This window comes from Streptomyces sp. NPDC025833 (assembly GCF_055558055.1).
In genome coordinates, this window is the sequence record NZ_JBVHNF010000005.1 from 92,416 (window position 1) to 115,604 (window position 23,189).

Below are 23,189 nucleotides of genomic sequence, written 5' to 3' on the forward strand. Positions count from 1 at the left end.
CCCTACCGTTGCCCGTGATGGTGCCGCGACACACGGTGACGGAGGGCTGCCGATGACGGTCGACGAGGGCGTGGAGCCACTCAAGGACGAGACCGGCGAGCGGGGCTGGGAGGTGGACCCGGACGACGAGTGGGGCGTCGCCGTCATCACCACGGTGGGACGGCAGCTCAGGCTGCGCCGGGAGGCGGCGGGCATGACGGCCGGCGAATTCGGCCGGGCCATCGGCTACGGCGAGGACCTGGTCTACAAGGTCGAGAGCGGACAGCGCATCCCCCGCCCCGAGTACCTGGACAAGGCCGACGAGGTCCTGGGCGCCGGTGGCCTGCTCACGGCGATGAAGGAGGACGTGGAGAAGGTCCGGTACCCGAAGAAGGTCCGCGAACTGAAGGCGCTGGAAAGCAGGGCCGTGGAAATCGGGGTGTACGAGTGCAACAGCGTGCACGGCCTCCTGCAGACCCCGGAACACGCCCGGGCCCTGATCGAGGCGGCTCAGCCGCCGTACTCGCAGGACGATGTGGACCGCATGGTGGCTGCCCGCGTCGCCCGGAGGTCGGTCTTCGAACGGACACCGGCGCCGTCCATCCACTTTGTGCTGGAAGAGGCACCGCTGCGCCGCAGGGTCGGGGGCACAATGGTGTGGCAACGACAGCTCGAACGCCTGTTGGAGGTAGGGCGGTTGCGCAACGTCACGCTTCAGGTCATGCCGACGAACACGGACGCCCATCCCGGGCTCGACGGCAGGATCGAGCTGCTGAAGTTCTCGGACGGCAAGGCGGCCGGCCGCTCGGACGGCCTCTACAACGGCCGGCCCGTCACGGACCCCAAGCAGCTCCGCATCCTGGACCTGCAGTATGGAACGATCCGGGCGCAGGCCCTCCCGCCGCGGGAGTCGCTGGCCTTCATCGAAGAACTGCTGGGAGAGACATGATGCGCAAGGCGTCCGCCGCCAAGCACACCTCTGAACTGGCGTGGTTCAAAAGCAGCTACAGCAGCGGTACCAATGGCGAGTCCTGCGTAGAGGTGGCCACCACCTCCGCCACGGTGTACGTCCGTGACTCGAAGACCACCGCCGGGCCCCGGCTCGCGCTGGCGCCGGGTGCCTGGGCGGACTTCGTGACGTACGCCTCCCGGGGGGACGACGCGTAGGTGCCGGGGCGCGAAAAGCCTTCGCGCCCGCCCGCTCCGGCCGGTACGGTCGCGGCGAACCCCTTACCGGCCGTTCCCACGCCGCCGTTCCCACGCTGAGAGCAGGTTTCGTCGATGGCATGTCGTATCAGTGAGCTCGTGCTCGGTTGCCGCGACCCCGAGGTGCTGGCGCGGTTCTGGTGCGAGGTCCTGGACTTCGTGGAGCTCGACCGCGGCGAGGACGGCTACATCGAGATCGGGCCGCGCGAAGGCTTCGGAGGCGCGCAGCCGACGATCATCCTCAGCCGCCGGGACGAGCCGGAGCCGGGCAAGGCCCGGCTGCACATCGACGTCAACGCCACCGACCGCGACCAGGACGCCGAGCTGGAGCGCCTCCTGAAGCTCGGCGCGCGCCCGGCCGACATCGGCCAGACCGGCGGGGAGCAGTGGCACGTGCTCGCCGACCCCGAGGGCAACGAGTTCTGCCTCCTCAAGGCCCGCCTCAACCCGCTCTGACGACGCGCTCTGGCTGTTCCCCCCCCGTGCACTCAACAGCACTGTCACCCGAATGGCGGTACATGGCGTGCCACCCACATGGGTGAAGATCAGGCTGATGAGTGCCTAACCGAGGCAATCCGTGAAAGGGGAACCACATGCGCATCCGACCGATCCTCGCCGCCGGCCTCGCCACGGCAGCCTTCGCCGGACTCGGCCTCACGGGCGCCGCCACAGCCGCCGCCGCCACAGCACAGGGCGCCCCGTCCTCGGTCACTCCTTCCGAGTGCAGGGAGGGTGGCGGAACGCCCCGGATCGACCTGCCGGGCAACCCCTGTAAGGGCGGAAAGTACGACGGGCAGGATGTCGACTGAACCCCGCGAAAGGCGCCCCGCGGCCACCCACCGCGGGGCGCCGGCCCACCGGGTGCTTCCCGGGCGGTCGGGGGCTCAATGGCGTGTACGTCTTTGCTGGTCTTCGCGGACTATGAGGAGGACGGTCGGGTCGGCGCCGCACGCGCGGGCGAACCGTTCGAGCATGGGGCGGCTGGGCAGCTCCGCGCCCGCGAGGTAGCGGCCGAGAACGTGGGGCGATACGCCCACACTGGCGGCGACTTCGTCCCGGGGCATCCGCGCCAACCGGAGAACGCGCTCCATGATCTGCCCTATGTGCCATCGGGGAGTCGTGCGTCCTTCGTCATGGTCCATGTGAGGTGGCCTTGGTCCGAAGTGGAGGTTCGACTGAGCGTGCGCGCAGCGCGGTGACGGGCCGGGCGCGTGTACCTGGACGTGTCGAGCCGGGGCCCGGCGGCCGCCCCGTACCGAGGAGACCGCCGGGACTTCGCTAGCCGTCCTTGAGCGTCCGGTAGAGCCGGTAGCCGTGAGAGATCAGGTTCAGCGCCGCCGTGACGCGGTCGAGCGGAGCCGCGGGCGGCTCCTGCAGCGACCGGACTACGTCATACGTCTGCGTCAGCACGGCCAATTGGTCGGTGAGGCGGATCGAGCGGACGGCGCCTCGGAGGTGGCTGCTAGCCTCTTTCGCACGGGTGCGCATGCTGCGCTTGCCGCCCATGCGATCAAGAGAGGACGTCATGGACGTATCTCCTTTGGTCGGAGTAAGCGCAGGGCCCTGGCGCTACGGCCGCGAAACTGTGCTGCCAGGGCCCTGCGGCTGATCATCTGATCAGCTTGCTCAGACAGTAGTGCGCACCACGCGCCCCCTCGGCCGGTTAACGCGCCCCCAGTGCGCCCCACCGCGCTTCGAGTGGCGCACGAATGGCGCCACCGTTTGCGATACGCGGGAGTCGTTTAGGGCGACCCGCGTTCTCTGGTGCCCGGCACGACCGGCAATTGCTGCATCACCGCAGGTCGGGGCCTCTCTCAGTGATCATTGAACATATGTCCGACGCATATTCTTCTGTTCCCGTCCGGCACCGGTGAGGTCCCCTCCGGCTGATGTGACGGTATGAAAAGAAGTTGGCGATCACGTGCAGTTGCGCGCGGGCGCACCTCCTTGAATCCCAAATCTGTTGTGCGCCGGGGCATAACCGCCACGGCGAGCGGTGATACTCCTAGCGTTCGGCAGACGTGCAATTGCACGCCTGTAACGGGGAAGTGCAGAACGCGGAGGTTGCGTGATGGAGCAGCAGTCCAGCACCGTGCGGATCGGGCGTGACGACGCGAAGCCCGTCTGGAGGAAGAGTTCGTACAGCGATCACAACGGCGACTGCGTCGAACTGGCCGAGTTAGGTCATGTGGTGGCCTTCCGCGACTCCAAGGACTCCCAGGGACCCGTGGTCCGGGTGGACCGGCGGGCGATGACGGCCTTCGTCTCCGCCCTGACGAGCGGCCGGATGACCGCCGGCCGGTCCTGAGGTGATGATTCGGCCACCTCGCGCCCGCCGAGGTGGCCTCGCTTGGCAAGATCACAGCGAAGGAAGCACGACGGCTCTGGAACTGCTCCGTACTGACAGGCCATCATGTGAGGCGTGCAACTGCACGCATCCCTTGGTCAGTTCGGAAAAGGGGTGCTCAGAACCACGACGACAGAGGGGGGATGTCCAAGTGGATGGCGTCGGCAAGAAGGCCGGACTCTCGGACGAGGGAGCAACCGATTTAGGCCAAGATCGGCCGCACAGTGCCCGCATGTACGACTACTACCTGGGCGGCAAGACCAACTACGCGGTGGACCGTGAGGCCGCCGAGGCCGTCATCCGGCAGTTCCCCGCCATCGTCACGGCGGCCCGGATAAACCGCGCCTTCATGCACCGGGCCGTGCACTTCCTCGCCGCGGAGCGCGGCATCCGGCAGTTCCTCGACATCGGCACCGGCATCCCCACCGCGCCCAACCTCCACGAGGTGGTGCAAGCGGTGGACGCGCGCTCCAAGGTGGCCTACGTCGACACCGACCCGATCGTCCTGGCGTACGCCGATTCGCTTCTCACCAGCTCTCCCGAGGGCGAGACGAGCTACCTGGAAGCCAGTGTCACCGAGCCCGAGGCGGTCATCGAGGCCGTCAAGGAGGACGGCTGCATCTCCTTCGACGAGCCCGTGGCCCTGACGCTCCACGCCCTGCTGCACTTCGTCCCCGACGAGCAGGACGCGTACGGGGTCGTGGACCGGCTCCTCGACGAGCTTCCGCCGGGTTCGTACCTCAGCCTGTCGCACTGCACCGGTGACTTCGCCGCGGAATCCTGGCAGGCCATCGTGGATCTCTACACGCAGCGGGGCACCCCGGCGCAGGTGCGGTCCCACGCCGAGGTGCTGCGCTTCTTCGACCGCCTCGACCTGGTCGACCCCGGCCTCGTCGTCGCTCACCACTGGCGGCCGGCGCCGGCCAGCGGGCCCAGCCTGGTGACGGACGCCGACGCGTCCCTCTACGCGGGCGTCGCCGTGAAGAGGTGACTCGTCCTCCTCACGGTCCCCGCGTCCTGAGCGCTACTGCTTGGCGAGCAGGTCGAGAAGCCGCTGCTTCGAGCGCTTCTTCGACAGGCTGACCTTCAGGAGGCGGTCGAAGGCCTTGCTGCGGTGGTCCACCTCGTCCGCTTCCTGGCAGACGAGACCGCTCTCGAAGCGCTCTTCGTAGAGGACCGTGGGGAGCAACTGCTCCTCGAAGTCGAACAGCATGGTCTGTCCGATGCCGGTCGGTGTGTTCAGGCGCGACAGTTCCACGATGTGCAGGCTGAAACGCGGGTCGTCGGCCAGCTCGGCGAGGTGCCTGAGCTGGCCCCGCATGATCTCCTTGGACCCGAAGCCCCGGATGAGGCTCACCTCGTCGAGGAGGCAGAGGTAACGGGCGGCCAGCGGGGACGCGCGAAATCGCATCTGGCGCTCCAGCCGGAACAGCACCCGCTTCTCGGTCTCCTCCTCGGGTGCTCCCGGCATCCCGTTCCGGATCACGGCGCGGGCGTACTCGGCGGTCTGGAGCATCCCGGGCACCCGGTCGCGGTCGTACACCCGGATCAGCTTGGCGCCCTCCTCCAACGTCACCAGGGTGTGAAGCTTGTGCTTGGCCACCCCGCGCCACTCGGGCTCCTGCCACCAGCGGCGCCGGTGGGCGTTGTCCAGGACCTCCAGGAGGTGCGCCTCTTCCTCGACGGTCGCTCGGTAGACCCGGAGAGCCCTCTGTACGAAGTCCTGCTTGCCGGGGGTCTCGCCCGTCTCGGTGCGGCAGAGGACGTACTTGGAGACTCCCAGTCGAACGGCCGCTTCCTGCTGCGAGAGCCCCTGTGCTTCGCGGAGCCGCCGCAGCTCACGGCCGACCACCATGTGCTGTGCCTTGGGCACCGCGTTGTGGAGTTGTCGAACCTGCCGTCGAGCCTGCGGTTGGGCTCCCACTTGATCTCCCCGGGTGAACACCAGAGCTGAGTCGCCGAGTTGGACGCGATCACCATCGTGCAGCATGTCCGCGACTGGTACACAGCAAATCGGATAACCGACTCAATCATCTCTATTTGTTCGATTCACGAGGCCGCCCGAGGGGCCGCGGACGACAGCACCCGCCGTACGTGTGCCCAGGGCATATGCCGAGGCTGACGGCCCGGCGAAGTGACCATGCCGGGCCACGCGACCGCGCGGAGCGGCCGCCGCTGCCGGTGACGGGATGGCGGGAAACACACCGGCCTTTGCTGGTCGCGGTGCGGGCGAACGGCGTCGCGTGAAGGAAGCCCACGCGGTCGCCTTGCGGCCGTGGGGGCCGCCGCGGCATCGATGGACGCGGCGGCGCTCGACGCCCCAGAGACAGGCGCCCGGTCACTGATAAGAGGCCGTGGCGGGAATCGAACCCACGTAACTCGCTTTGCAGGCGAGCCCCTAAACCACTCGGGCACACGGCCGTGTTGATGAGACGAACGTACGGGCATGCGGGACAGCGGCTCAAGAGGAGCGGCGCGGCCGCAACGGTACTGCCATGCCGCGTTCACAAAGCGGGGCGGGCGGCGTACGACCAAGGGCCGAGTGGGGGTCGGACTCCTGACAGGGGTCAATGTCGGTTGCGGGCCTTACCCTGACCGCATGAGTGCCCTCGAATCCCGTGATCCCGCCGTCCTCGAACCGCACCCCGCACCCGAAGACGGCGTGCTCGGCCGGGCGTACCGGGCGCTCAGCGTCGGCATCGTGTCCGTCGTGGTGCTGATCGCCTTCGAGGCCACCGCCGTCGGCACCGCGATGCCGGTCGCCGCGCGGGAGCTCGACGGGCTGGCGCTGTACGCGTTCGCCTTCTCCGGCTACTTCACGACCAGCCTGTTCGGCATGGTGTTCGCCGGGCAGTGGTCCGACCGCCGGGGCCCGCTCGGCGCGCTCACCACGGGGATCGGCGCCTTCGCGGTGGGGCTGGTGGTCGCCGGGACCGCGCGGGACATGTGGGTGTTCATCCTCGGCCGGGCCGTGCAGGGGCTGGGCGGCGGACTGGTCATCGTGGCCCTGTACGTCGTCGTCGGCCGCGCCTACCCCGAGCGGCTGCGGCCCGCGATCATGGCGTCGTTCGCGGCCGGCTGGGTCGTCCCCTCCATAGTCGGCCCGCTCGCCTCCGGCGCCGTCACCGAGCACCTCGGCTGGCGCTGGGTCTTCCTCGGCATCCCGGCCCTCGTCGTCTTCCCGCTCGCCCTCGCCCTGCCGCAGATACGGCGCAGAGCGGCGGGCCCGGTGGACGAGAAGGCCGGGGCCGGCTCCTTCGACCGCCGGCGCATCCGGCTCGCGTTCGGCATCTCCCTGGGCGCCGGCCTGCTCCAGTACGCCGCCCAGGACCTGCGCCCCCTCTCCCTGCTGCCCGGGCTGGCCGGTGCCGCGCTGCTCGTGCCCGCCGTCCTCGGGCTGCTCCCGCGCGGCACCTGCCGGGCCGCCCGCGGCCTGCCCTCGGTCGTACTGCTGCGCGGGCTGGCCGCGGGGTCCTTCATCGCCGCCGAGTCCTTCGTGCCGCTGATGCTCGTCACCCAGCGCGGGCTGTCGCCGACGCTCGCCGGGTTCTCGCTGGCGGCCGGCGGCGGGACGTGGGCGCTCGGCTCGTTCGTGCAGTCCCGGCCGGGCGCGGAGCCGCACCGGGAGCGGCTGATGACCATGGGCATGGTGATGGTGGCCGCCGCGATCCTGGCCGCGCCGAGCGTGCTCGTGCACTCCGTGCCCGTGTGGACCGTCGCCGTCGCCTGGGGCGTGGGCTGCTTCGGCATGGGCCTGGTGATCTCCTCCACCAGCGTGCTGCTGCTCCAGCTCTCCGCCCCGGGCGAGGCCGGCAGCAACTCCGCCGCGCTCCAGATCTCCGACGGCCTGTCCAACGTCATCCTCCTCGCGGGCACCGGCGCGGCCTTCGCGGCCCTCGGCGGCGGCAGCACGGCGGCCACCACCACCGCGCACGCCGCGCCCGGCCACCCCGCCGCCTTCGCCGCCGTCTTCCTGCCGATGGCGGTCGTGGCGCTCGCGGGCTCCTGGGTGACCCGCCGGCTGCGGGCGTGAGCGGGGAAGGGACCGGTTTCCCCGGTGCGGGGGGAGTGCGGGCCGGTGGTGCGCACGGGGCGGCCGCGGCGGTTGTGACGTGTCTCCCACCCGCGTGTGCCCCGGGCCCGTTCGCGCGTCGGCCGTGCGGCGGCGCCGGTAGGGTGGCCCGGTTGTCATACGTTGCCGCCCGACCTTGATCCACGGAGACCGTGACTACCACCGCCGCTTCCTCCCCGCCGTCCGCTCTCTCGCACCACCTCTCGCCCGCCTTCCCGGGCCGGGCCCCCTGGGGTACCGCCAGCAAGCTGCGCGCCTGGCAGCAGGGTGCGATGGAGAAGTACATCCAGGAGCAGCCGCGCGACTTCCTCGCCGTCGCCACGCCCGGCGCCGGCAAGACGACCTTCGCGCTGACGCTGGCCTCCTGGCTGCTGCACCACCACGTCGTGCAGCAGGTGACGGTGGTCGCGCCCACCGAGCACCTGAAGAAGCAGTGGGCCGAGGCGGCCGCGCGGGTGGGGATCAAGCTCGACCCCGAGTACAGCGCGGGCCCGCTCGGCAAGGAGTACGACGGGGTCGCCGTCACGTACGCCGGTGTCGGCGTCCGGCCCATGCTGCACCGCAACCGGGTGGAGCAGCGCAAGACCCTCGTGATCCTGGACGAGATCCACCACGCCGGTGACTCGAAGTCCTGGGGCGAGGCGTGCCTGGAGGCCTTCGAACCGGCCACGCGGCGGCTGGCGCTGACCGGTACGCCGTTCCGGTCCGACACCAACCCCATCCCGTTCGTGACGTACGAGGAGGGCGCGGACGGCATCCGGCGGTCCTCCGCCGACTACACCTACGGCTACGGCAACGCCCTCGCCGACCACGTCGTGCGGCCGGTCATCTTCCTCTCCTACAGCGGCAACATGCGCTGGCGCACGAAGGCCGGCGACGAGATCGCCGCCCGGCTCGGCGAGCCGATGACCAAGGACGCGGTCAGCCAGGCCTGGCGGACGGCCCTCGACCCGCGCGGCGAGTGGATGCCGAGCGTGCTGCGCGCCGCCGACCGGCGGCTGACCGAGGTCCGCAAGGCCATCCCGGACGCGGGTGCCCTCGTCATCGCCTCCGACCAGGACTCCGCGCGCGCGTACGCCAAGCTCATCCGGGAGATCACGGGGGCGAGGGCGACGCTCGTGCTGTCGGACGACGCCGGCGCCTCGCAGCGGATCGACGACTTCAGCGGCGGCGACGACCGGTGGATGGTCGCTGTGCGGATGGTGTCCGAGGGCGTCGACGTGCCGCGGCTCGCGGTGGGCGTGTACGCCACGACCATCTCCACCCCCCTCTTCTTCGCACAGGCCGTCGGGCGCTTCGTGCGGTCCCGGCGGCGCGGCGAGACCGCGTCCGTGTTCCTGCCGACCGTGCCCGACCTGCTGACCTTCGCCAACGAGATGGAGAAGGAGCGGGACCACGCCCTCGACAAGCCGCGGAAGGAGGGTGAGGAGGACCCGTACGCCGAGTCCGAGAAGGAGATGGACGAGGCGAACAAGCAGCAGGACGAGGACACCGGCGAGCAGGAGCAGTTCTCCTTCGAGGCGCTGGAGTCCGAGGCCGTCTTCGACCGGGTGCTGTACGACGGCGCCGAGTTCGGCATGCAGGCCCACCCCGGCAGCGAGGAGGAGCAGGACTACCTGGGCATCCCCGGGCTGCTCGAGCCCGACCAGGTGCAGCTCCTGCTCCAGAAGCGGCAGGCCCGGCAGATCGCGCACAGCAAGAAGAAGCCGGACGCCGAGGCGGACCTGCTGGAGCTGCCCGCCGAGCGGCGGCCGGTGGTCTCGCACAAGGAGATGATGGAGCTGCGCAAGCGGCTCAACACGATGGTCGGCGCCTACGTGCACCAGAGCGGCAAGCCGCACGGCGTCATCCACACCGAGCTGCGGCGGGTGTGCGGCGGACCGCCGAGCGCGGAGGCGACGGCGGGGCAGCTCCGGCAGCGGATCGCCAAGGTGCAGGAGTGGGCCACGCGCATGAAGTGAGAGGGCCCGTTCGGGGCCCTTGAGTGGCGCGTGTCACTTGCTGGTGGATGTGCGTATCCGGACGAATGCAGGCAGGCCGGATCTGGTCTTGCCCGGATTCTGGACGAAGGCTTCCGCTCAGCGAACCGGCTTCGCTACTGTCCGGCTACGCATACGCCCCGTGGCAGCGCCGCCGCGGAGCGCAGCCGTGAAGCGACAAGGCTCGGAGCTGCCGGGCCGCATTGCCGATCGGCGGCCTCTCAAGCGCGTCGCCGACGGGACTCGGTGACGCATACGCCGCTCAGGGGGTCCGCCGACCTCACCGCCGAAGGAGTGGGCGTCGTGACCGCGGAGACCTCTCAGACGCTCGACCGGGGACTACGCGTCCTCAAGCTGCTGGCCGACACGGACCACGGGCTGACCGTCACCGAGTTGTCCACCAAACTGGGCGTGAACCGGACCGTGGTGTACCGGTTGCTCGCCACCCTGGAACAACACGCGCTCGTCCGGCGTGACCTGGGCGGACGTGCCCGGGTCGGGCTCGGTGTCCTGCGGCTCGGCCGGCAGGTGCACCCGCTGGTGCGGGAGGCCGCGCTGCCCGCGCTCCGCTCGCTCGCCGAGGACATAGGCGCGACGGCGCACCTGACCCTGGTGGACGGGTCGGAGGCGCTGGCCGTCGCCGTGGTCGAACCGACCTGGACCGACTACCACGTGGCCTACCGGGCCGGGTTCCGGCACCCGCTGGACCGGGGGGCCGCGGGCCGGGCGATCCTGGCCGCGCGGCGGTCGCCGGCCCTGGACCCCGAGTACACCCTCACGCACGGGGAGCTGGAGGCCGGGGCCAGCGGTGCCGCGGCGCCGCTGGTCGGGGTCACGGGCGTCGAGGGCAGCGTGGGCGTGGTGATGCTGACGGACTCCGTGCCCGAGCGGGTGGGACCCCGGGTGGTGGAGGCGGCCCGCGAGGTGGCGGAGGCGCTGCGCTGACCGGCCGCGCCCGTCGGGCCCGGCTTCCCCGCCCCGGGATCACCCCGGTGGCGGGTTAGATTGACTCCGTGCTCTCACGTCTCACACGCCCCCAGGCCCTCGCCGTCTGCGCGCTGCCCGTCGTGGGTCTGCTCGCCACGGCGGTGCTCGCGCCGCTGCCGTTCTCCCTGGCGCAGCCCGGCCCGACGGCGAACGTGCTCGGCGAGAAGCAGGGCACCCCGGTGATCACGGTCTCCGGCGCGCCCACCCGGAAGACCAGCGGGCAACTGCGGATGGTCACCATCGTGGCGACCGGGCCGGACGCCCGGGTCTCCCTGGGCGACGTGGTCGGCGACTGGTTCCGCACCGACCGGGCGGTCATGCCCCGCGACGCGGTCTACCCGAGCGGGGACACCGTCAAGGAGGTCGAGCGGCACAACCAGGCGCAGATGCGGCAGTCGCAGGACGCGGCGACCCAGGCGGCGCTGAAGTACCTGGGCCTGAGCCCCGACAAGGTGAAGGTGACGCTGCGCCTCGCCGACGTGGGCGGGCCCAGCGCGGGCCTGCTGTTCACGCTGGGCATCATCGACAAGCTGCGCGGCGACGGCAGCGGCGGCGACCTCACGGGCGGCCGCACCATCGCCGGTACGGGCACGATCGACGCCTCGGGCAAGGTCGGCGCGGTCGGCGGGGTCGCCCTGAAGACGCAGGCCGCGCGCCGGGACGGGGCCACGGTGTTCCTGGTCCCGAAGGCGGAGTGCTCCGACGCCCGGGCGGAGCTGCCGAAGGGCCTGCGGCTGGTCCCGGTGACCACGCTGGACGGCGCGGTCGACTCCCTGCGGGCCCTGGAGAGCGGCAAGGGCACCGTCCCGAGCTGCTAGTCACTTCACGAACCCCTCCTGCCGCATCCAGTCCAGGGCCACCTGGTGCGGGTCCGAGCCGTCGACGTCCACCTTCGCGTTCAGGGTCCGGGCCACCGTGTTGTCCAGCCGCGCCGTGACGGGCGCGAGGACGCCCGCGATGGCCGGCCACTTCCGCAGGACCGCGCTGTTGATCACGGGGGTGGCGTTGTAGCTGGGGAAGAACTTCCGGTCGTCGGCCATCACCACCAGGTCCATCGACCTGATGCGGCCGTCGGTGGTGTACACCTCCCCGTAGGCGCAGCTCCCCTTCGACACCTGGGTGTAGACGATTCCCGCGTCCATCTGCGTGACGTTCCCCGCCGGGATGCGCATGCCGTACGCCTTCTCCATGCCGGGCAGCCCGTCCGCGCGGTTGGCGAACTCGCCGTCCACGCAGAGCGTGACCGCGCCGGGGTCCCGCTTCGACAGCGCCGCCACCCCGGACAGCGTCGTCGTGCGGTACTTCGCGAAGTGCGCCCGGTTCATGGCGAGCGCGTAGGTGTTGTCGAGCCGCGACGGCGGCAGCCAGGTCAGGCCGTTGCGCAGGTCGGCGTCGCGGACCGCCCGCCACTGCCGCATCGGGTCGGGGATCGGCCCGCTGTTGCCGAGGTAGGTGATCCAGCCGGTGCCCGTGTACTCGAACTGGGCGTCCGCGTCGCCCTTGCGGACCGCCTCCCGGGAGCCGACGGAGCCCTGGATGCCGGTGCGGTCCACGACGTCCGCCCCGGCCGCCTGGAAGGCGATCCCCAGGATCGCGCCGAGGATGAGCTGCTCGGTGAACTGCTTGGAGGTGACGGTCAGGTGGGCGCCGTCGAGCGGCCGGCCGCGTCCGATGCTGCCCGGCGCGACGTCGTCGGACATGGGGGAGCCGCTGGTCAGGCCGCAGCCGGACGCCAGGACGAGCAGGAGGGCCGCGGGCCCGGCGGCACGGCGTCTCACGGCCCCTCCGTCAGCCCGCGCGGCCGCAGCAGCACCTCGGCCAGCGAGGCGAGCCAGTCGACCAGCAGGGCGAGGGCGACCGTGAGGACCGAGCCCAGCACCAGTACGGGCATCCGCTGGGTGGTGATGCCCGTGGTGATCAGCGTGCCGAGGCCCCCGCCGCCGCCGAACGTCGCCAGGGTGGCCGTGCCGACGTTCAGGACCAGCGCCGTGCGCACGCCCGCGAGGATCAGCGGCACGGCGAGCGGCAGCTCCACCCGGGTCAGCACGCCGAGCCGGGACATGCCGATGCCGCGGGCCGCCTCCAGCAGGGCCGGGTCGTTGCCCCGCAACCCGGCGATGGTGTTGGCGAGGACGGGCAGGACGGCGTAGACGACGATGCCGATCAGCGCCGCCCTGGTCCCGGTGCCCAGCCAGATGACCAGCAGGGCGAGGAGGCCGATCGCCGGGGTGGCCTGGCCCGTGTTGGCGATCGTCAGCGCCACCGGGGAGGCCGCGCGGAACGCCGGCCGGGTCAGCACGATGCCCAGCGGGATGGCGATGACCAGCACCAGGAAGGTCGAGATCACCGTCAGCCGCACGTGCTGCCACAGCGCCTTGTGGACCTGCCCGCCGGACAGCGCGTTCGCGGCGATCGGGTCCGGGTGCGTCCGGCCGATCCAGAGCCAGGTGGCGAGCAGCAGCAGCACCAGGAAGGCCGGCAGGACCGTCAGCCGTTTCCAGCCGGGGCGCCGCGCGGCCGGGCGCCGCCCCGGCGGCGGGGCCTCGTCACGGGGGCCGGGCCGGGTCGCCCCGCGCGCGTCCCCGGGCCGGGTGCCGGTGCTCACGCCTTCCGCTCCCCTCCGTGCCCCTCCTGCTCCGCATGGGTCTGCCGGGCGCGCGCCTCCAGCAGTTCGGCCCGCGCCTCCGCGGCCTCCAGCCGGTCCGCCTCCAGCAGTTCGTGCACCGAGTCCACCAGCGTCTCCAGGTCGACGACCCCGATGAACTCCCCGCGCCGCCCGGTCACGGCCACCCGGCCCGCGTGGTCGGTCAGCACCGCCTCCAGCGCGTCCCGGAGCGTGGCGTCCCGGGCCACCGTGCCGTGCACCGGCGTCCCGGCGCGGGCCGGGGAGCCGCGGGCCCGCGCCAGGTCGTCGCGCCGCAGCCACTTGTAGGGGCGGCGGCGCCGGTCGAGCAGCAGGATCTCGCCGGTGCCGCCGGCCCGCAGCAGGGCGGAGACCCGCCGGAGCGGGGTGTCCACGGTCGCCGCCGGCCAGTCCCGCACCTCCGCGTCCCGCACCCGGGTCAGGTTCAGCCGCTTCAGGGCCGCGCCCGCCCCGACGAAACCGGACACGAAGTCGTCGGCCGGGTTGGTGAGGATCGCCTCGGGGGTGTCGAACTGGGCGATGTGCGAGCGCTCGCGCAGCACGGCGATCCGGTCGCCCAGCCTGATCGCCTCGTCGAAGTCGTGGGTGACGAACACGATCGTCTTGCGCAGCTCGCGCTGGAGCCGGATCAGCTCGTCCTGGAGGTGGTCGCGGGTGATCGGGTCGACCGCGCCGAACGGCTCGTCCATCAGCAGCACCGGGGGATCGGCGGCCAGCGCCCGGGCCACCCCGACCCGCTGCTGCTGGCCGCCGGAGAGCTGGCGCGGGTAGCGGTCGCGGAACTCGCCCGGGTCGAGGCCCACCAGGTCGAGCATCTCCTCCACCCGGTCGTGGGTGCGGGACCTGGACCAGCCGGTCATCCGGGGCACGAGGGCGATGTTCTGGGCGACGGTCATGTGCGGGAAGAGCCCCGAGGACTGGATGGCGTACCCGACCCTGCGGCGCAGCCGCACCGGGTCGATGCCGGTGACGTCCTCGCCGTCGATGCGGATGCGCCCGCCGGTCGGCTCGATCAGCCGGTTGATCATCTTCAGGGTGGTGGACTTCCCGCACCCCGACGGCCCGACGAAGACCACCGTCTCGCCGGCCCGGATCTCCATGCTGACCTCGTCCACGGCCGGCTGCGCGCTGCCCGGGTAGTGCTTGCTCAGGTTCTCCAGCTCGATGGCGGCCCCCGCGACCGAGGTCTCAGGCACGGATCCCCCTCGCCACGGTGAGCCGGCCGAGCAGGACGTAGGCGGCGTCGAACAGGAGGGCCAGGGCGATGATCCCGAGGGTGCCCGCCAGCACCTGGTTGAGGGCGTTCCTGCTGCCCAGCGAGGCGAGTCCGCGGAAGATCTCGTTGCCCAGGCCGGGACCGGAGGCGTAGGCGGCGACGGCCCCGATGCCCATCAGCATCTGGGTGGCGACCCGGATGCCGGTCAGGATCGGCGGCCAGGCCAGCGGCAGCTCCACCCGCAGCAGGCGCATCGGGCGGGACATGCCGATGCCGCGCGCCGCGTCCACCAGGGCCGGGTCCACCCCGCGCAGGCCCACGAGGGCGTTCCGCACGATCGGCAGCAGCCCGTACAGGGTCAGCGCGATCACCGTCGGCGCCACCCCCAGCCCGACGACCGGGATCAGCAGGCCGATCAGGGCGAGGGAGGGGACGGTGAGGACGGTGGAGGTGGTCAGCGTGGCGAGCTGCCCGGCCCACGCGCTGCGGTAGGTCGCGACCGCGACGAGCACCCCGAGGACGGTCGCCAGGACCATGCACTGGAACACCGCGCTCGCGTGCTGGTACGCGTCCGCGAGCAGCTGCTGGTGGCGGCTGCCCAGGAACTGCCAGAAGTTCACCCGCGCTCACCCCCGGGTCGGGTCGGCCGTGTCTCTTCCCGGTCCGCGCCCCGCGGCGCGCTCACCCCGGGGGCACGCCCCCTCGGCTCACTCGCCGCCGGCCGCCTGCTCCACCAGCGGGATGATCCGCAGCGGAACGGGGTTCTCCATGACGATCGTCGTGGAGGCCCGGACGATGCCATCAAAACCGACGACCCGGTCGATCACCCGCTGGAGATCGGCGTTCGAGCGGGCCACCAGCCGGCACAGCATGTCTCCGCTGCCGGTGGTGGTCAGCAGCTCCAGCACCTCCGGCACGGTCGTCAAGTGCGCCCGCACGTCCGGTCCTTGGCCCTGCCGGATCTGGAGCGTGGCGAACGCGGTGACCGGGTAGCCCAGCGCCGCCGGGTCCACCTGCGGGCCGAAGCCGCGGATGACTCCGTTCGACTGAAGCCGGTCGAGCCGCGCCTGCACGGTGCCCCGCGCCACGCCCAGCCGACGGGACATCTCCAGCACGCCGATGCGCGGCTCCTCGGCCAGGAGCACGATGATCCGGCCGTCCAGATGATCGATCGCCACGGGACCCCCCGAGATGGTCATCCTGTACAGAAAGGCCGCTGAAGCGGTCCTACCGCTGCACAGATTGCCCAGCGGATTCGCGAACTATTGCGCACCTTGCAGAGCGGGTCCACCCTTCGGCTATGACGCAGACCACACAGCACACTCCCGACGCGACCGCCCGGCAGGCCGACCCCTTCCCGGTCAAGGGAATGGACGCCGTCGTCTTCGCCGTGGGCAACGCCAAGCAGGCGGCGCACTACTACTCCACCGCCTTCGGCATGCGGGTGGTCGCCTACTCCGGGCCGGAGAACGGCAGCCGCGAGACCGCCGCCTACGTCCTGGAGAACGGCTCCGCCCGCTTCGTCCTCACCTCGGTGATCAAGCCCAGCACCGAATGGGGCCACTTCCTCGCCGAGCACGTCGCCGAGCACGGGGACGGCGTGGTCGACCTGGCCATCGAGGTCCCGGACGCCCGCCGCGCCCACGCCTACGCCGTCGAGCACGGCGCCCGCTCGATCGCCGAGCCGTACGAGGTGAAGGACGAGCACGGCACGGTCGTCCTCGCCGCCATCGCCACCTACGGCAAGACCCGCCACACCCTGGTCGACCGCTCCGGGTACAACGGCCCCTACCTGCCCGGTTACACGGCGGCCGAGCCCCTCGTGGCCCAGCCCGCCCAGCGCACCTTCCAGGCGATCGACCACTGCGTCGGCAACGTCGAGCTCGGCCGGATGGACGAGTGGGTCGGGTTCTACAACAACGTCATGGGCTTCACGAACATGAAGGAGTTCGTGGGCGACGACATCGCCACCGAGTACAGCGCGCTGATGTCGAAGGTGGTCGCGGACGGCACCCTCAAGGTCAAGTTCCCGCTCAACGAGCCGGCCATCGCCAAGAAGAAGTCCCAGATCGACGAGTACCTGGAGTTCTACGGCGGCCCCGGCGTCCAGCACATCGCGCTGAACACCAACGACATCGTGCAGACGGTGCGCACCATGCGGGCGGCCGGCGTCGAGTTCCTCGACACCCCGGACTCCTACTACGACACCCTCGGCGAGTGGGTCGGCGACACCCGCGTGCCGGTCGACACCCTGCGCGAGCTGAAGATCCTGGCCGACCGCGACGAGGACGGCTACCTGCTGCAGATCTTCACCAAGCCGGTCCAGGACCGGCCGACCGTGTTCTTCGAGCTCATCGAGCGGCACGGTTCGATGGGCTTCGGCAAGGGCAACTTCAAGGCCCTGTTCGAGGCGATCGAGCGCGAGCAGGAGAAGCGGGGCAACCTGTAGCGCGGAGCTACTCGCTGGGCGGCGGCTCGTCGGGGACGTCGCCCAGCTCCCGCAGCGCCTCCCGCGCCACCGGCACCCGCAGCGGCGAGAAGTACGGGTTGATCCGCAGCGCCTCCTGGAGGTGCCGCCGCGCCGGCCCGTACCGCTCCAGCTCGCCCTCGATCACGCCCAGGTGGAACGCGTACAGCGCGCTGCGCACCCCGCCGCCCTTGTCCTTGTCCGTGGCGGCGGACGCGTAGGTCAGCGCCTCCTGGTCCTCGCCGGTGCGGTGCAGCGCCCAGCCCAGCGCGTCGGCCACCTCGGTCCCCGGCTGCCTGCGGTACTCCTCCCGCAGCCGCTCCACGGCCTCCACCGGGTCCCCGTGGTCCGCCTCGAACACCCCGACGAGCAACTCCTCGTCGACCCCGCCCGCCTCCGAGTCCCGCACCGCCGCCCGCAGCCGCGCGTACTGCTCGTCGGCGAGCGAGGTCCGCCCCAGCGACTCGTACAGCTCACCCAGCTCCAGCAGGTCCCCGGGCCTCGGCCGCTCGGCGACGGCGGCCCGGTACGCGGCCAGCGCCTCCGAGGTGCGCCCCAGCGCGGCCAGCGTCCGCGCCCGCCCGGCCGCCGCCGCCCGCTGGTCGGGATCGAGCCGCAGCGCGGCCTCGAAGTGCGCCAGCGCGTCCGGCAGGTCCCCGCGCTCCCAGCCGAGCTGACCGGTCCCGGCCAGCCAGGCCGCCTGCTCGGCCGGGGTACGGGCGCCCGCCGCCGCGTCGGTCAGCTGCGCCGCCGCGTCCTCGCGCCAGCCCCGGTCCCGGTAGACCGCCGCGGCCCGCGCCATCACGGCCGGCCGGTCCGCCGCGCCGGTGCGCAGCCCCAGCAGCCTGTCCAGGGCGGACCGGGCGTTCTTGTAGTCGCCGAGCCCGGTGTACGCGTCGATCAGCGGCGGGTACGCCTGCCACCGCTTCGGCGCCGCCTTCAGCGCCTGCTCGCCGTACCCCTTCGCCGCCGGGAAGTCCCGGCGCGCCAGCGCCAGCGCCGTCAGCCCGTCCAGCGCCTCGGAGTTCCCGGTGCCGCGCACCTCCAGCGAGGTCCGCAGCGCCCGCTCGGCCCGCGGATAGTCGACGGCGTCGGCCGCCCGGCGCCCCCGCTCCACGTACGCCGACCCCAGCACCGCCCACGCCCGGGCGTCCCGCGGCCGCTCCCGCACCCGCGCCTCCTGCCGGCCGATGAGCGCGGTCAGGCCGGGCAGCGCGGCCGGCACGCCGTAGGTCACCGTCGTCAGCGCCTGCGTCCGGGGCCGCGCCGGTGCCCCGGGAGCGGCGGCGGGCGGCCCGGCCGCGGGCCGCTGCGGCCCGCCCGGCAGCAGCGTGAGCGCCGCGCCCGCGACGGCGCCGCCGGCCAGCGCCGAGACCAGCGCCCGCCGCAGCACCCGCCGGGGGCGCCGCGGCGGCGGCCCGGGGACCGGGGACGTACCCGGCACGCTCAGTCGGTTCTCCATGGGGCTTACTGTGCGTCAATATGACGAGCACATCCGGGTGGCCCATGGGCGGCGCGGTCGGGGTTCACACCGATGGCCGCGAGTGACACGCTGTGATCATGAGCCGTATCGAAGCACCGCGCGACGAGCACACGGGTAACCTCACCGACCGGCTCCTGGCCGGCCTGCCGCCCGAGGCCGTCCTCACCGATCCGGACGTCACGACCTCCTACGGGCACGACATGGCGAGCTTCTGCCCGGCGGGCAGCCCCGCCGTCGTCGTCCTGCCGCGCACCGTGGAGCAGGTCCGGCACGTCATGCGCATCGCCACCGAGCTGCGCGTCCCCGTCGTCCCGCAGGGGGCCCGCACCGGCCTGTCCGGCGGCGCCAACGCCACCGACGGCTGCATCGTGCTCTCCCTCACCAGGATGGACCGCATCCTGGAGATCAGCCCCGTGGACCGGATCGCCGTGGTCGAACCCGGCGTGGTCAACGCGGCCCTCTCCCGTGCGGTCGGCGAGCACGGCCTGTACTACCCGCCCGACCCCTCCAGCTGGGAGACGTGCACCATCGGCGGCAACATCGGCACCGCCTCCGGCGGCCTGTGCTGCGTCAAGTACGGGGTCACCGCCGAGTACGTCCTCGGACTGGACGTCGTGCTCGCCGACGGCCGCCTGCTGTCCACCGGCCGGCGCACCGCGAAGGGCGTCGCGGGCTACGACCTCACCCGGCTCTTCGTCGGCTCCGAGGGCTCCCTCGGCGTCATCGTCCGGGCCGTCCTGGCCCTGCGGCCCAAGCCGCCGCAGCAGCTCGTCCTCGCCGCCGAGTTCCCCTCCGCGACGGCCGCCTGCGACGCCGTCTGCCGCATCATGGCGGGCGGTCACGTCCCCTCCCTCCTCGAACTGATGGACCGTACGACCGTCAAGGCGGTCAACGACCTCGCCCGCATGGGGCTGCCCGAGACCACCGAGGCGCTGCTGCTGGCCGCCTTCGACACCCCGGACCCCACGGCCGACCTCGCCGCCGTCGGCGCCCTGTGCGAGGCCGCCGGCGCCACGCAGGTCGTCCCGGCCGAGGACCCCGCCGAGTCCGAACTGCTGCTCCAGGCCCGGCGGATGTCGCTGCCCGCGCTGGAGGCGGTCAAGGGCACGACGATGATCGACGACGTGTGCGTGCCCCGCTCGCGGCTGGGCGCCATGCTGGACGGCGTCGAACGGATCGCCGCCCGCCACGGCCTCACGATCGGCGTCTGCGCGCACGCCGGGGACGGCAACACGCACCCCACCGTCTGCTTCGACGCCCAGGACCCCGACGAGTCCCGCCGGGCCCGCGAGTCCTTCGACGAGATCATGGCCCTCGGCCTGGAACTGGGCGGCACCATCACCGGCGAGCACGGGGTCGGCGTGCTGAAGAAGGAGTGGCTGGCCCGGGAGATCGGCCCGGTCGGGGTGGAGATGCAGCGGGCGGTCAAGCACGCCTTCGACCCGCTGGGCATCCTCAACCCCGGCAAGGTCCTCTGACCCCGCGCTCACCGGGCGAGCAGCCGGTCGAGCGCGTCGCCGTCCGGTGAACGCAGCGCCGGCAGCACCACGCCGCGCCCCGCCGCCTCGGCCGGCCGGACCCGCACGTCCCCGTCCCCGCACGGCCGGAACCCCCCCCACGAGCAGGTCCCGGGAGAGCGTCCGGTTAGACGTGGAAGGCGAGGCGCACGGCGTAGGGGTCGTCGGCGCGGTAGCCGAGCCGGGCCGGGACCGGGACGCTCCGCCCCGGCGACAGGATCGGGGCGCTTCCCCCGCCCGCGGACCGGCGCGCCGGACCCGGCGTTGCCCGGAAAGGAGTGGGTCCGGCCGGACCGGCGGTGCCGGATGCCCGGGTCTGATAGATGTGGTGGCCCCCCTACCACCTCCGAGCAGATACGGGACGACGGACATGAGCGCCCCAACCCCGGCACCCGGCGACGACAGGCCCCGCGAGGGCTACTACCCGGACCCGTCCATCCCCGGCTACGTCCGGTACTGGAACGGCGCCTCCTGGGTGCCCGGCACCAGCCGTCCGGCGCCCAAGGACGGCGAGCCGCTCACCCCGCCGCCCGGCGCCCGGCCGGCCGCCCCGGCCGTGGAGGAGACGGGCCCCCACTTCTTCGACGAGGACCCGGCGGACACCGCCCTGCCGGGCGGCCTGCCCCGGCAGGGCCCCGCGGGACAGGGCGGCCCGTGGACCGCCCCGGCGGAGCCGCCCGGGCAGGCCGCGCAGGGCGCCCAGTGGGGCGGGCGGCCGGACTTGCCCGCCGACCCGAGGGTGCCGGCGGACTCCCCGCGCCCCGCCGCCCCTGCCGAGGAGGCCGGTGCCCCGGACCCGAGCACCTTCGTCTTCCGCCGGCCGATCCCCGGCCCGTCCGCCGGCCCCGCCGACGACGGCACGATGACGTTCCGCCCGGTGCCGCCGGACCCGTCCGGCCGGGGGACCGGCCCGTCCGGCGCCGGCGCGCGGGGACCGGCGGGCACGCCCGCGCACCCGGGCGCCGGCCCCGGGCAGCCCGCCGCGGACCGCGCCGGATCGGCACCGCCGCCCCGGACCCCGCAGCCACCGGCCCTGCCCGGCGCCCCGCAGCCGCAGCCCCTGCCCGGCGTCCCGCAGCCGTCGGCCCCGTCCGGCGTCCCGCAGTCACCGGCCCTGCCCGGCGCCCCGCAACCGCAGCCCGTGCCCGGCGTCCCGCAGTCACCGGCCCTGCCCGGTGCCCCGCAGCCGTCGCCCGCGTCCGGCGTCCCGCAGTCACCGGCCCTGCCCGGCGTCCCGGGCGGTCCGGTGGCCCCCGTCGGCACGGCCCCGCCGGTTCCCCGGCAGGCGGGCCCCGCACCGGCCGCGCCCGCCCCCTCCGCCCCGCCGGCCCCCGGGCCCGGCGGCGGACAGGCGTCCTGGGCGCAGCAGGTGCACCGGCTCGCCGGGGGCGGGGACGAGCAGCCGGTGGCGCCGTGGAAGCCCCCGGTGGAGGACGTCTTCCAGGCCGCCGCGCGCCGGCAGGCCGCCGCCCGCCCCGCCGGACTCGGCAAGCGGCTCGCCGCCCGGCTGATCGACCTGCTGGTGCTCGGCGCCCTGACGGCCACCGCGGCCGTCCCGCTCGGCATGCGGGCCGTGGACCACGTCCAGCAGAAGATCGACGCGGCCCGGCTGTCCGGCCGCGAGGTCACCGTCTGGCTGCTCGACGGCACGACCGGCACCAGCCTCGGCATCGTCGTCGCCGTCCTGCTGGTGGCCGGCGTCCTGTGCGAGGTGCTGCCCACCGCGAAGTGGGGCCGCACCCTCGGCAAGCGGCTGTGCGGCCTGGACGTACGCGACATCGAGGGGCACGAGCCCCCGGCGTTCGGGGCGGCGCTGCGCCGCTGGCTGGTCCTCAGCGTGCCGGGCCTGCTGGCCGTCGGGATCGTGGGCGTGCTGTGGTGCCTGTTCGACCGGCCCTGGCACCAGTGCTGGCACGACAAGGCGGCCCACACCTTCGTCGCGGGCTGAGCGCGGCCCGGTTACTCCGTACGGCCGTCCGCCTGATGCGGAACCGGGGCGTTCGGGTTCCACTCGGGCCATGAGCAGCGAACCGCCCCCCGGCTCCGGAGAGCAGCCCCCCGAGGACGACCCGTTCAGGAAGCGGCCCCCGTCCGGCGGCCCGGGCCCCGGTTCGCCGTACGACGCCCCGTACGGCGGCGCCGGGCAGTCGCCCCCGCCCGGCGGCGGGCCCTACGGCGGCGGCCCCTACGGACCCGGTGGCCCCGGCCCTTACGGACCCGGCGGTGGATATCCCGCCGACCCGCTGGCCGGCATGCCCCCGCTCGCCGACAGCGGCAAGCGGACCCTCGCGCGGATCATCGACATGATCCTGGTCGGCATCGTCGTCTGGCTGCTCACGTCCGCGTTCGGGGTGCGGGAGTACACCGTCGACAGCGAACGCGTCCAGGTCGCCCGCTCCCTCGCCCAGTCCGTCATCGCGGCGGTGCTCTACGTCGCCTACGACACCGTCATGATCAGCAGGACGGGACAGACCCTCGGCAAGAAGTGGCTCGGCATGCGGGTGGCCGACCTGGGCACCGGGGCCACGCCCTCCGCGCGGTCCTCGCTGAACCGCGCCCTGGTGCTGTGGCTGCCGTTCGCCTTCTGCTGCGCCTGCGTCTGGACGGCGATCTGCGGCGGCTGGAGCTTCTTCGACAAGCCCTACAAGCAGGGCCTGCACGACAAGGCGGCCAAGACCGTGGTGGTCAGCACCGGTTGAGCGGGCGGCGCCGTCCGCTCACAGGGAGGTGGGGACGCGCTCCTCGCCCTGGACGGGCTCGGCCGGCGCCTGCGCCCGGCGTCCCCCGGGGACGGGCACGGTCCACGCGACCAGCAGGCCCAGCGCGAGTGCCGCGAGGGCGATGACCACGATCCCGAGACCCGACCTCGTCTGGGACAGCAGCAGCATGGCGAGTGTCGAGAGGACCACGGTGCAGGAACCGTAGCCGAACTGTGCGACGGTCGGACGAGGCATGGCGATCGTGTCCTCGGCAGTCTTCGGGCGGGGGCGGGGTGCCGTGCGGCTCTCCTGGCCTGCATGCCCGAGCCGGGCGCCGGGTAAGCACGACCTTACCCACGGTACCGGTGCACGGGGGGCGCACGGAGTCACCGCTGCTCACGGGTGGACGGCCCGCCGAGCCTGTCGGCATGTCGACACGTGTCCGCAAAGCGAACGCCGACTCCGCATAGTGCACTTGTCCTGGTCAAGTCAAGGTCTGTCTTTTCGGCTTAACCTCTAGTCAAATGTCGTCACTTGATTACACGCGTTGATCGTGCGCGCACGGATTCCTCCATGATTCGGAACCCCCTGTC

The 23,189-nt window shown here is 72.7% G+C and carries 24 protein-coding genes, 1 tRNA gene and 1 pseudogene; 14 read left to right on the forward strand and 12 right to left on the reverse strand.

What is annotated here, in order from left to right:
• Positions 1-52: 52 nt before the first annotated feature.
• The 4 genes from ACZ4K2_RS09870 (at position 53) to ACZ4K2_RS09885 (ending at position 1,994) form a co-directional block, all read left to right on the forward strand.
• Positions 53-928: a helix-turn-helix domain-containing protein gene (locus tag ACZ4K2_RS09870; protein ID WP_467471388.1), complete on the forward strand. Its 876-nt coding sequence runs from the start codon at positions 53-55 to the stop codon at positions 926-928.
• Positions 925-1,146, forward strand: coding sequence for a DUF397 domain-containing protein (locus ACZ4K2_RS09875; RefSeq protein WP_467471389.1), 222 nt, complete (start codon positions 925-927; stop codon positions 1,144-1,146). The genes ACZ4K2_RS09870 and ACZ4K2_RS09875 overlap by 4 nt, the downstream gene beginning before the upstream one ends.
• Before the next feature lie 114 nt (positions 1,147-1,260).
• Positions 1,261-1,641 carry a VOC family protein gene (locus ACZ4K2_RS09880; protein ID WP_467471391.1) on the forward strand — a complete coding sequence of 127 codons (381 nt, stop codon included), beginning with the start codon at positions 1,261-1,263 and terminating at the stop codon, positions 1,639-1,641.
• A gap of 137 nt (positions 1,642-1,778) precedes the next feature.
• A complete protein-coding gene (locus ACZ4K2_RS09885; RefSeq protein WP_467471393.1) occupies positions 1,779-1,994 on the forward strand; it encodes a hypothetical protein in 216 nt (71 codons plus the stop codon).
• A 75-nt stretch (positions 1,995-2,069) separates the two neighbouring features.
• Here ACZ4K2_RS09885 and ACZ4K2_RS09890 read toward each other — a convergent pair whose 3' ends face one another.
• Positions 2,070-2,327: a helix-turn-helix domain-containing protein gene (locus ACZ4K2_RS09890; RefSeq protein ID WP_467471395.1), complete on the reverse strand. Its 258-nt coding sequence runs from the start codon at positions 2,325-2,327 to the stop codon at positions 2,070-2,072.
• Between the two features lie 136 nt (positions 2,328-2,463).
• Positions 2,464-2,712: a hypothetical protein gene (locus tag ACZ4K2_RS09895; RefSeq protein ID WP_467471397.1), complete on the reverse strand. Its 249-nt coding sequence runs from the start codon at positions 2,710-2,712 to the stop codon at positions 2,464-2,466.
• Positions 2,713-3,256: 544 nt separating this feature from the next.
• On the opposite strand from ACZ4K2_RS09895, the gene ACZ4K2_RS09900 reads away from it, so the two are divergent.
• On the forward strand, positions 3,257-3,493 hold the full coding sequence (locus ACZ4K2_RS09900) for a DUF397 domain-containing protein (protein WP_467471399.1): 237 nt from the start codon (positions 3,257-3,259) through the stop codon (positions 3,491-3,493).
• Between the two features lie 190 nt (positions 3,494-3,683).
• Positions 3,684-4,523, forward strand: coding sequence for an SAM-dependent methyltransferase (locus ACZ4K2_RS09905; RefSeq protein ID WP_467471401.1), 840 nt, complete (start codon positions 3,684-3,686; stop codon positions 4,521-4,523).
• Between the two features lie 33 nt (positions 4,524-4,556).
• Here ACZ4K2_RS09905 and ACZ4K2_RS09910 read toward each other — a convergent pair whose 3' ends face one another.
• Both ACZ4K2_RS09910 and ACZ4K2_RS09915 read right to left on the reverse strand, forming a co-directional pair.
• Positions 4,557-5,387, reverse strand: coding sequence for a helix-turn-helix domain-containing protein (locus tag ACZ4K2_RS09910; RefSeq protein ID WP_467769952.1), 831 nt, complete (start codon positions 5,385-5,387; stop codon positions 4,557-4,559).
• A gap of 494 nt (positions 5,388-5,881) precedes the next feature.
• Positions 5,882-5,953: transfer RNA gene (locus ACZ4K2_RS09915), tRNA-Cys, on the reverse strand.
• Between the two features lie 178 nt (positions 5,954-6,131).
• Here ACZ4K2_RS09915 and ACZ4K2_RS09920 point away from each other — a divergent pair.
• The 4 genes from ACZ4K2_RS09920 to ACZ4K2_RS09935 all read left to right on the forward strand — a co-directional run bounded on the left by ACZ4K2_RS09920 (position 6,132) and on the right by ACZ4K2_RS09935 (position 11,388).
• The gene (locus ACZ4K2_RS09920; RefSeq protein WP_467471404.1) at positions 6,132-7,565 is read left to right on the forward strand and encodes an MFS transporter; all 1,434 of its coding nucleotides are present in this window, start codon (positions 6,132-6,134) and stop codon (positions 7,563-7,565) included.
• A gap of 191 nt (positions 7,566-7,756) precedes the next feature.
• Positions 7,757-9,565, forward strand: a complete 1,809-nt coding sequence (locus tag ACZ4K2_RS09925) for a DEAD/DEAH box helicase (protein WP_467471406.1) — start codon at positions 7,757-7,759, stop codon at positions 9,563-9,565.
• A 321-nt stretch (positions 9,566-9,886) separates the two neighbouring features.
• The gene (locus tag ACZ4K2_RS09930; protein WP_467471408.1) at positions 9,887-10,528 is read left to right on the forward strand and encodes an IclR family transcriptional regulator; all 642 of its coding nucleotides are present in this window, start codon (positions 9,887-9,889) and stop codon (positions 10,526-10,528) included.
• Positions 10,529-10,596: 68 nt separating this feature from the next.
• Positions 10,597-11,388, forward strand: coding sequence for a YlbL family protein (locus ACZ4K2_RS09935; RefSeq protein WP_467471410.1), 792 nt, complete (start codon positions 10,597-10,599; stop codon positions 11,386-11,388).
• On the opposite strand, the gene ACZ4K2_RS09940 is transcribed toward ACZ4K2_RS09935, so the two are convergent.
• The 5 genes from ACZ4K2_RS09940 to ACZ4K2_RS09960 form a co-directional block, all read right to left on the reverse strand.
• A complete protein-coding gene (locus ACZ4K2_RS09940) occupies positions 11,389-12,348 on the reverse strand; it encodes a glycine betaine ABC transporter substrate-binding protein (protein ID WP_467471412.1) in 960 nt (319 codons plus the stop codon).
• Positions 12,345-13,175, reverse strand: coding sequence for an ABC transporter permease (locus tag ACZ4K2_RS09945; protein WP_467471414.1), 831 nt, complete (start codon positions 13,173-13,175; stop codon positions 12,345-12,347). Before ACZ4K2_RS09945 ends, ACZ4K2_RS09940 begins: the two co-directional genes overlap by 4 nt.
• On the reverse strand, positions 13,172-14,410 hold the full coding sequence (locus tag ACZ4K2_RS09950) for an ABC transporter ATP-binding protein (RefSeq protein ID WP_467471416.1): 1,239 nt from the start codon (positions 14,408-14,410) through the stop codon (positions 13,172-13,174). Before ACZ4K2_RS09950 ends, ACZ4K2_RS09945 begins: the two co-directional genes overlap by 4 nt.
• Positions 14,403-15,050, reverse strand: a complete 648-nt coding sequence (locus ACZ4K2_RS09955) for an ABC transporter permease (RefSeq protein ID WP_467471417.1) — start codon at positions 15,048-15,050, stop codon at positions 14,403-14,405. Before ACZ4K2_RS09955 ends, ACZ4K2_RS09950 begins: the two co-directional genes overlap by 8 nt.
• 87 nt (positions 15,051-15,137) lie before the next feature.
• Complete coding sequence (locus ACZ4K2_RS09960) at positions 15,138-15,608, reverse strand: Lrp/AsnC family transcriptional regulator (protein WP_467471420.1); 471 nt, start codon at positions 15,606-15,608, stop codon at positions 15,138-15,140.
• Between the two features lie 122 nt (positions 15,609-15,730).
• Between ACZ4K2_RS09960 and hppD the strand changes: the two genes are divergently transcribed.
• Entirely contained in the window at positions 15,731-16,879 is a 1,149-nt protein-coding gene (gene hppD, locus ACZ4K2_RS09965; protein ID WP_467471422.1) for a 4-hydroxyphenylpyruvate dioxygenase, read from the forward strand.
• A 7-nt stretch (positions 16,880-16,886) separates the two neighbouring features.
• Here the strand turns inward: hppD and ACZ4K2_RS09970 are convergent, their stop codons facing one another.
• Positions 16,887-18,359: a tetratricopeptide repeat protein gene (locus tag ACZ4K2_RS09970; protein ID WP_467471423.1), complete on the reverse strand. Its 1,473-nt coding sequence runs from the start codon at positions 18,357-18,359 to the stop codon at positions 16,887-16,889.
• A gap of 92 nt (positions 18,360-18,451) precedes the next feature.
• Between ACZ4K2_RS09970 and ACZ4K2_RS09975 the strand changes: the two genes are divergently transcribed.
• The gene (locus tag ACZ4K2_RS09975) at positions 18,452-19,858 is read left to right on the forward strand and encodes an FAD-binding oxidoreductase (RefSeq protein ID WP_467471424.1); all 1,407 of its coding nucleotides are present in this window, start codon (positions 18,452-18,454) and stop codon (positions 19,856-19,858) included.
• A 29-nt stretch (positions 19,859-19,887) separates the two neighbouring features.
• Here the strand turns inward: ACZ4K2_RS09975 and ACZ4K2_RS09980 are convergent.
• Positions 19,888-20,117, reverse strand: a pseudogene (locus ACZ4K2_RS09980) (SsgA family sporulation/cell division regulator); the annotation flags it as partial.
• A 150-nt stretch (positions 20,118-20,267) separates the two neighbouring features.
• Between ACZ4K2_RS09980 and ACZ4K2_RS09985 the strand changes: the two are divergent.
• Together ACZ4K2_RS09985 and ACZ4K2_RS09990 are read left to right on the forward strand one after the other, a co-directional pair.
• A complete protein-coding gene (locus ACZ4K2_RS09985; protein ID WP_467471425.1) occupies positions 20,268-21,845 on the forward strand; it encodes an RDD family protein in 1,578 nt (525 codons plus the stop codon).
• A gap of 70 nt (positions 21,846-21,915) precedes the next feature.
• Positions 21,916-22,596 (forward strand): RDD family protein, encoded by a 681-nt coding sequence (locus ACZ4K2_RS09990; RefSeq protein ID WP_467471427.1) that lies wholly within the window; start codon positions 21,916-21,918, stop codon positions 22,594-22,596.
• Between the two features lie 18 nt (positions 22,597-22,614).
• Here the strand turns inward: ACZ4K2_RS09990 and ACZ4K2_RS09995 are convergent, their stop codons facing one another.
• Positions 22,615-22,851 carry a hypothetical protein gene (locus ACZ4K2_RS09995; RefSeq protein ID WP_467471430.1) on the reverse strand — a complete coding sequence of 79 codons (237 nt, stop codon included), beginning with the start codon at positions 22,849-22,851 and terminating at the stop codon, positions 22,615-22,617.
• Positions 22,852-23,189: the final 338 nt, after the last annotated feature.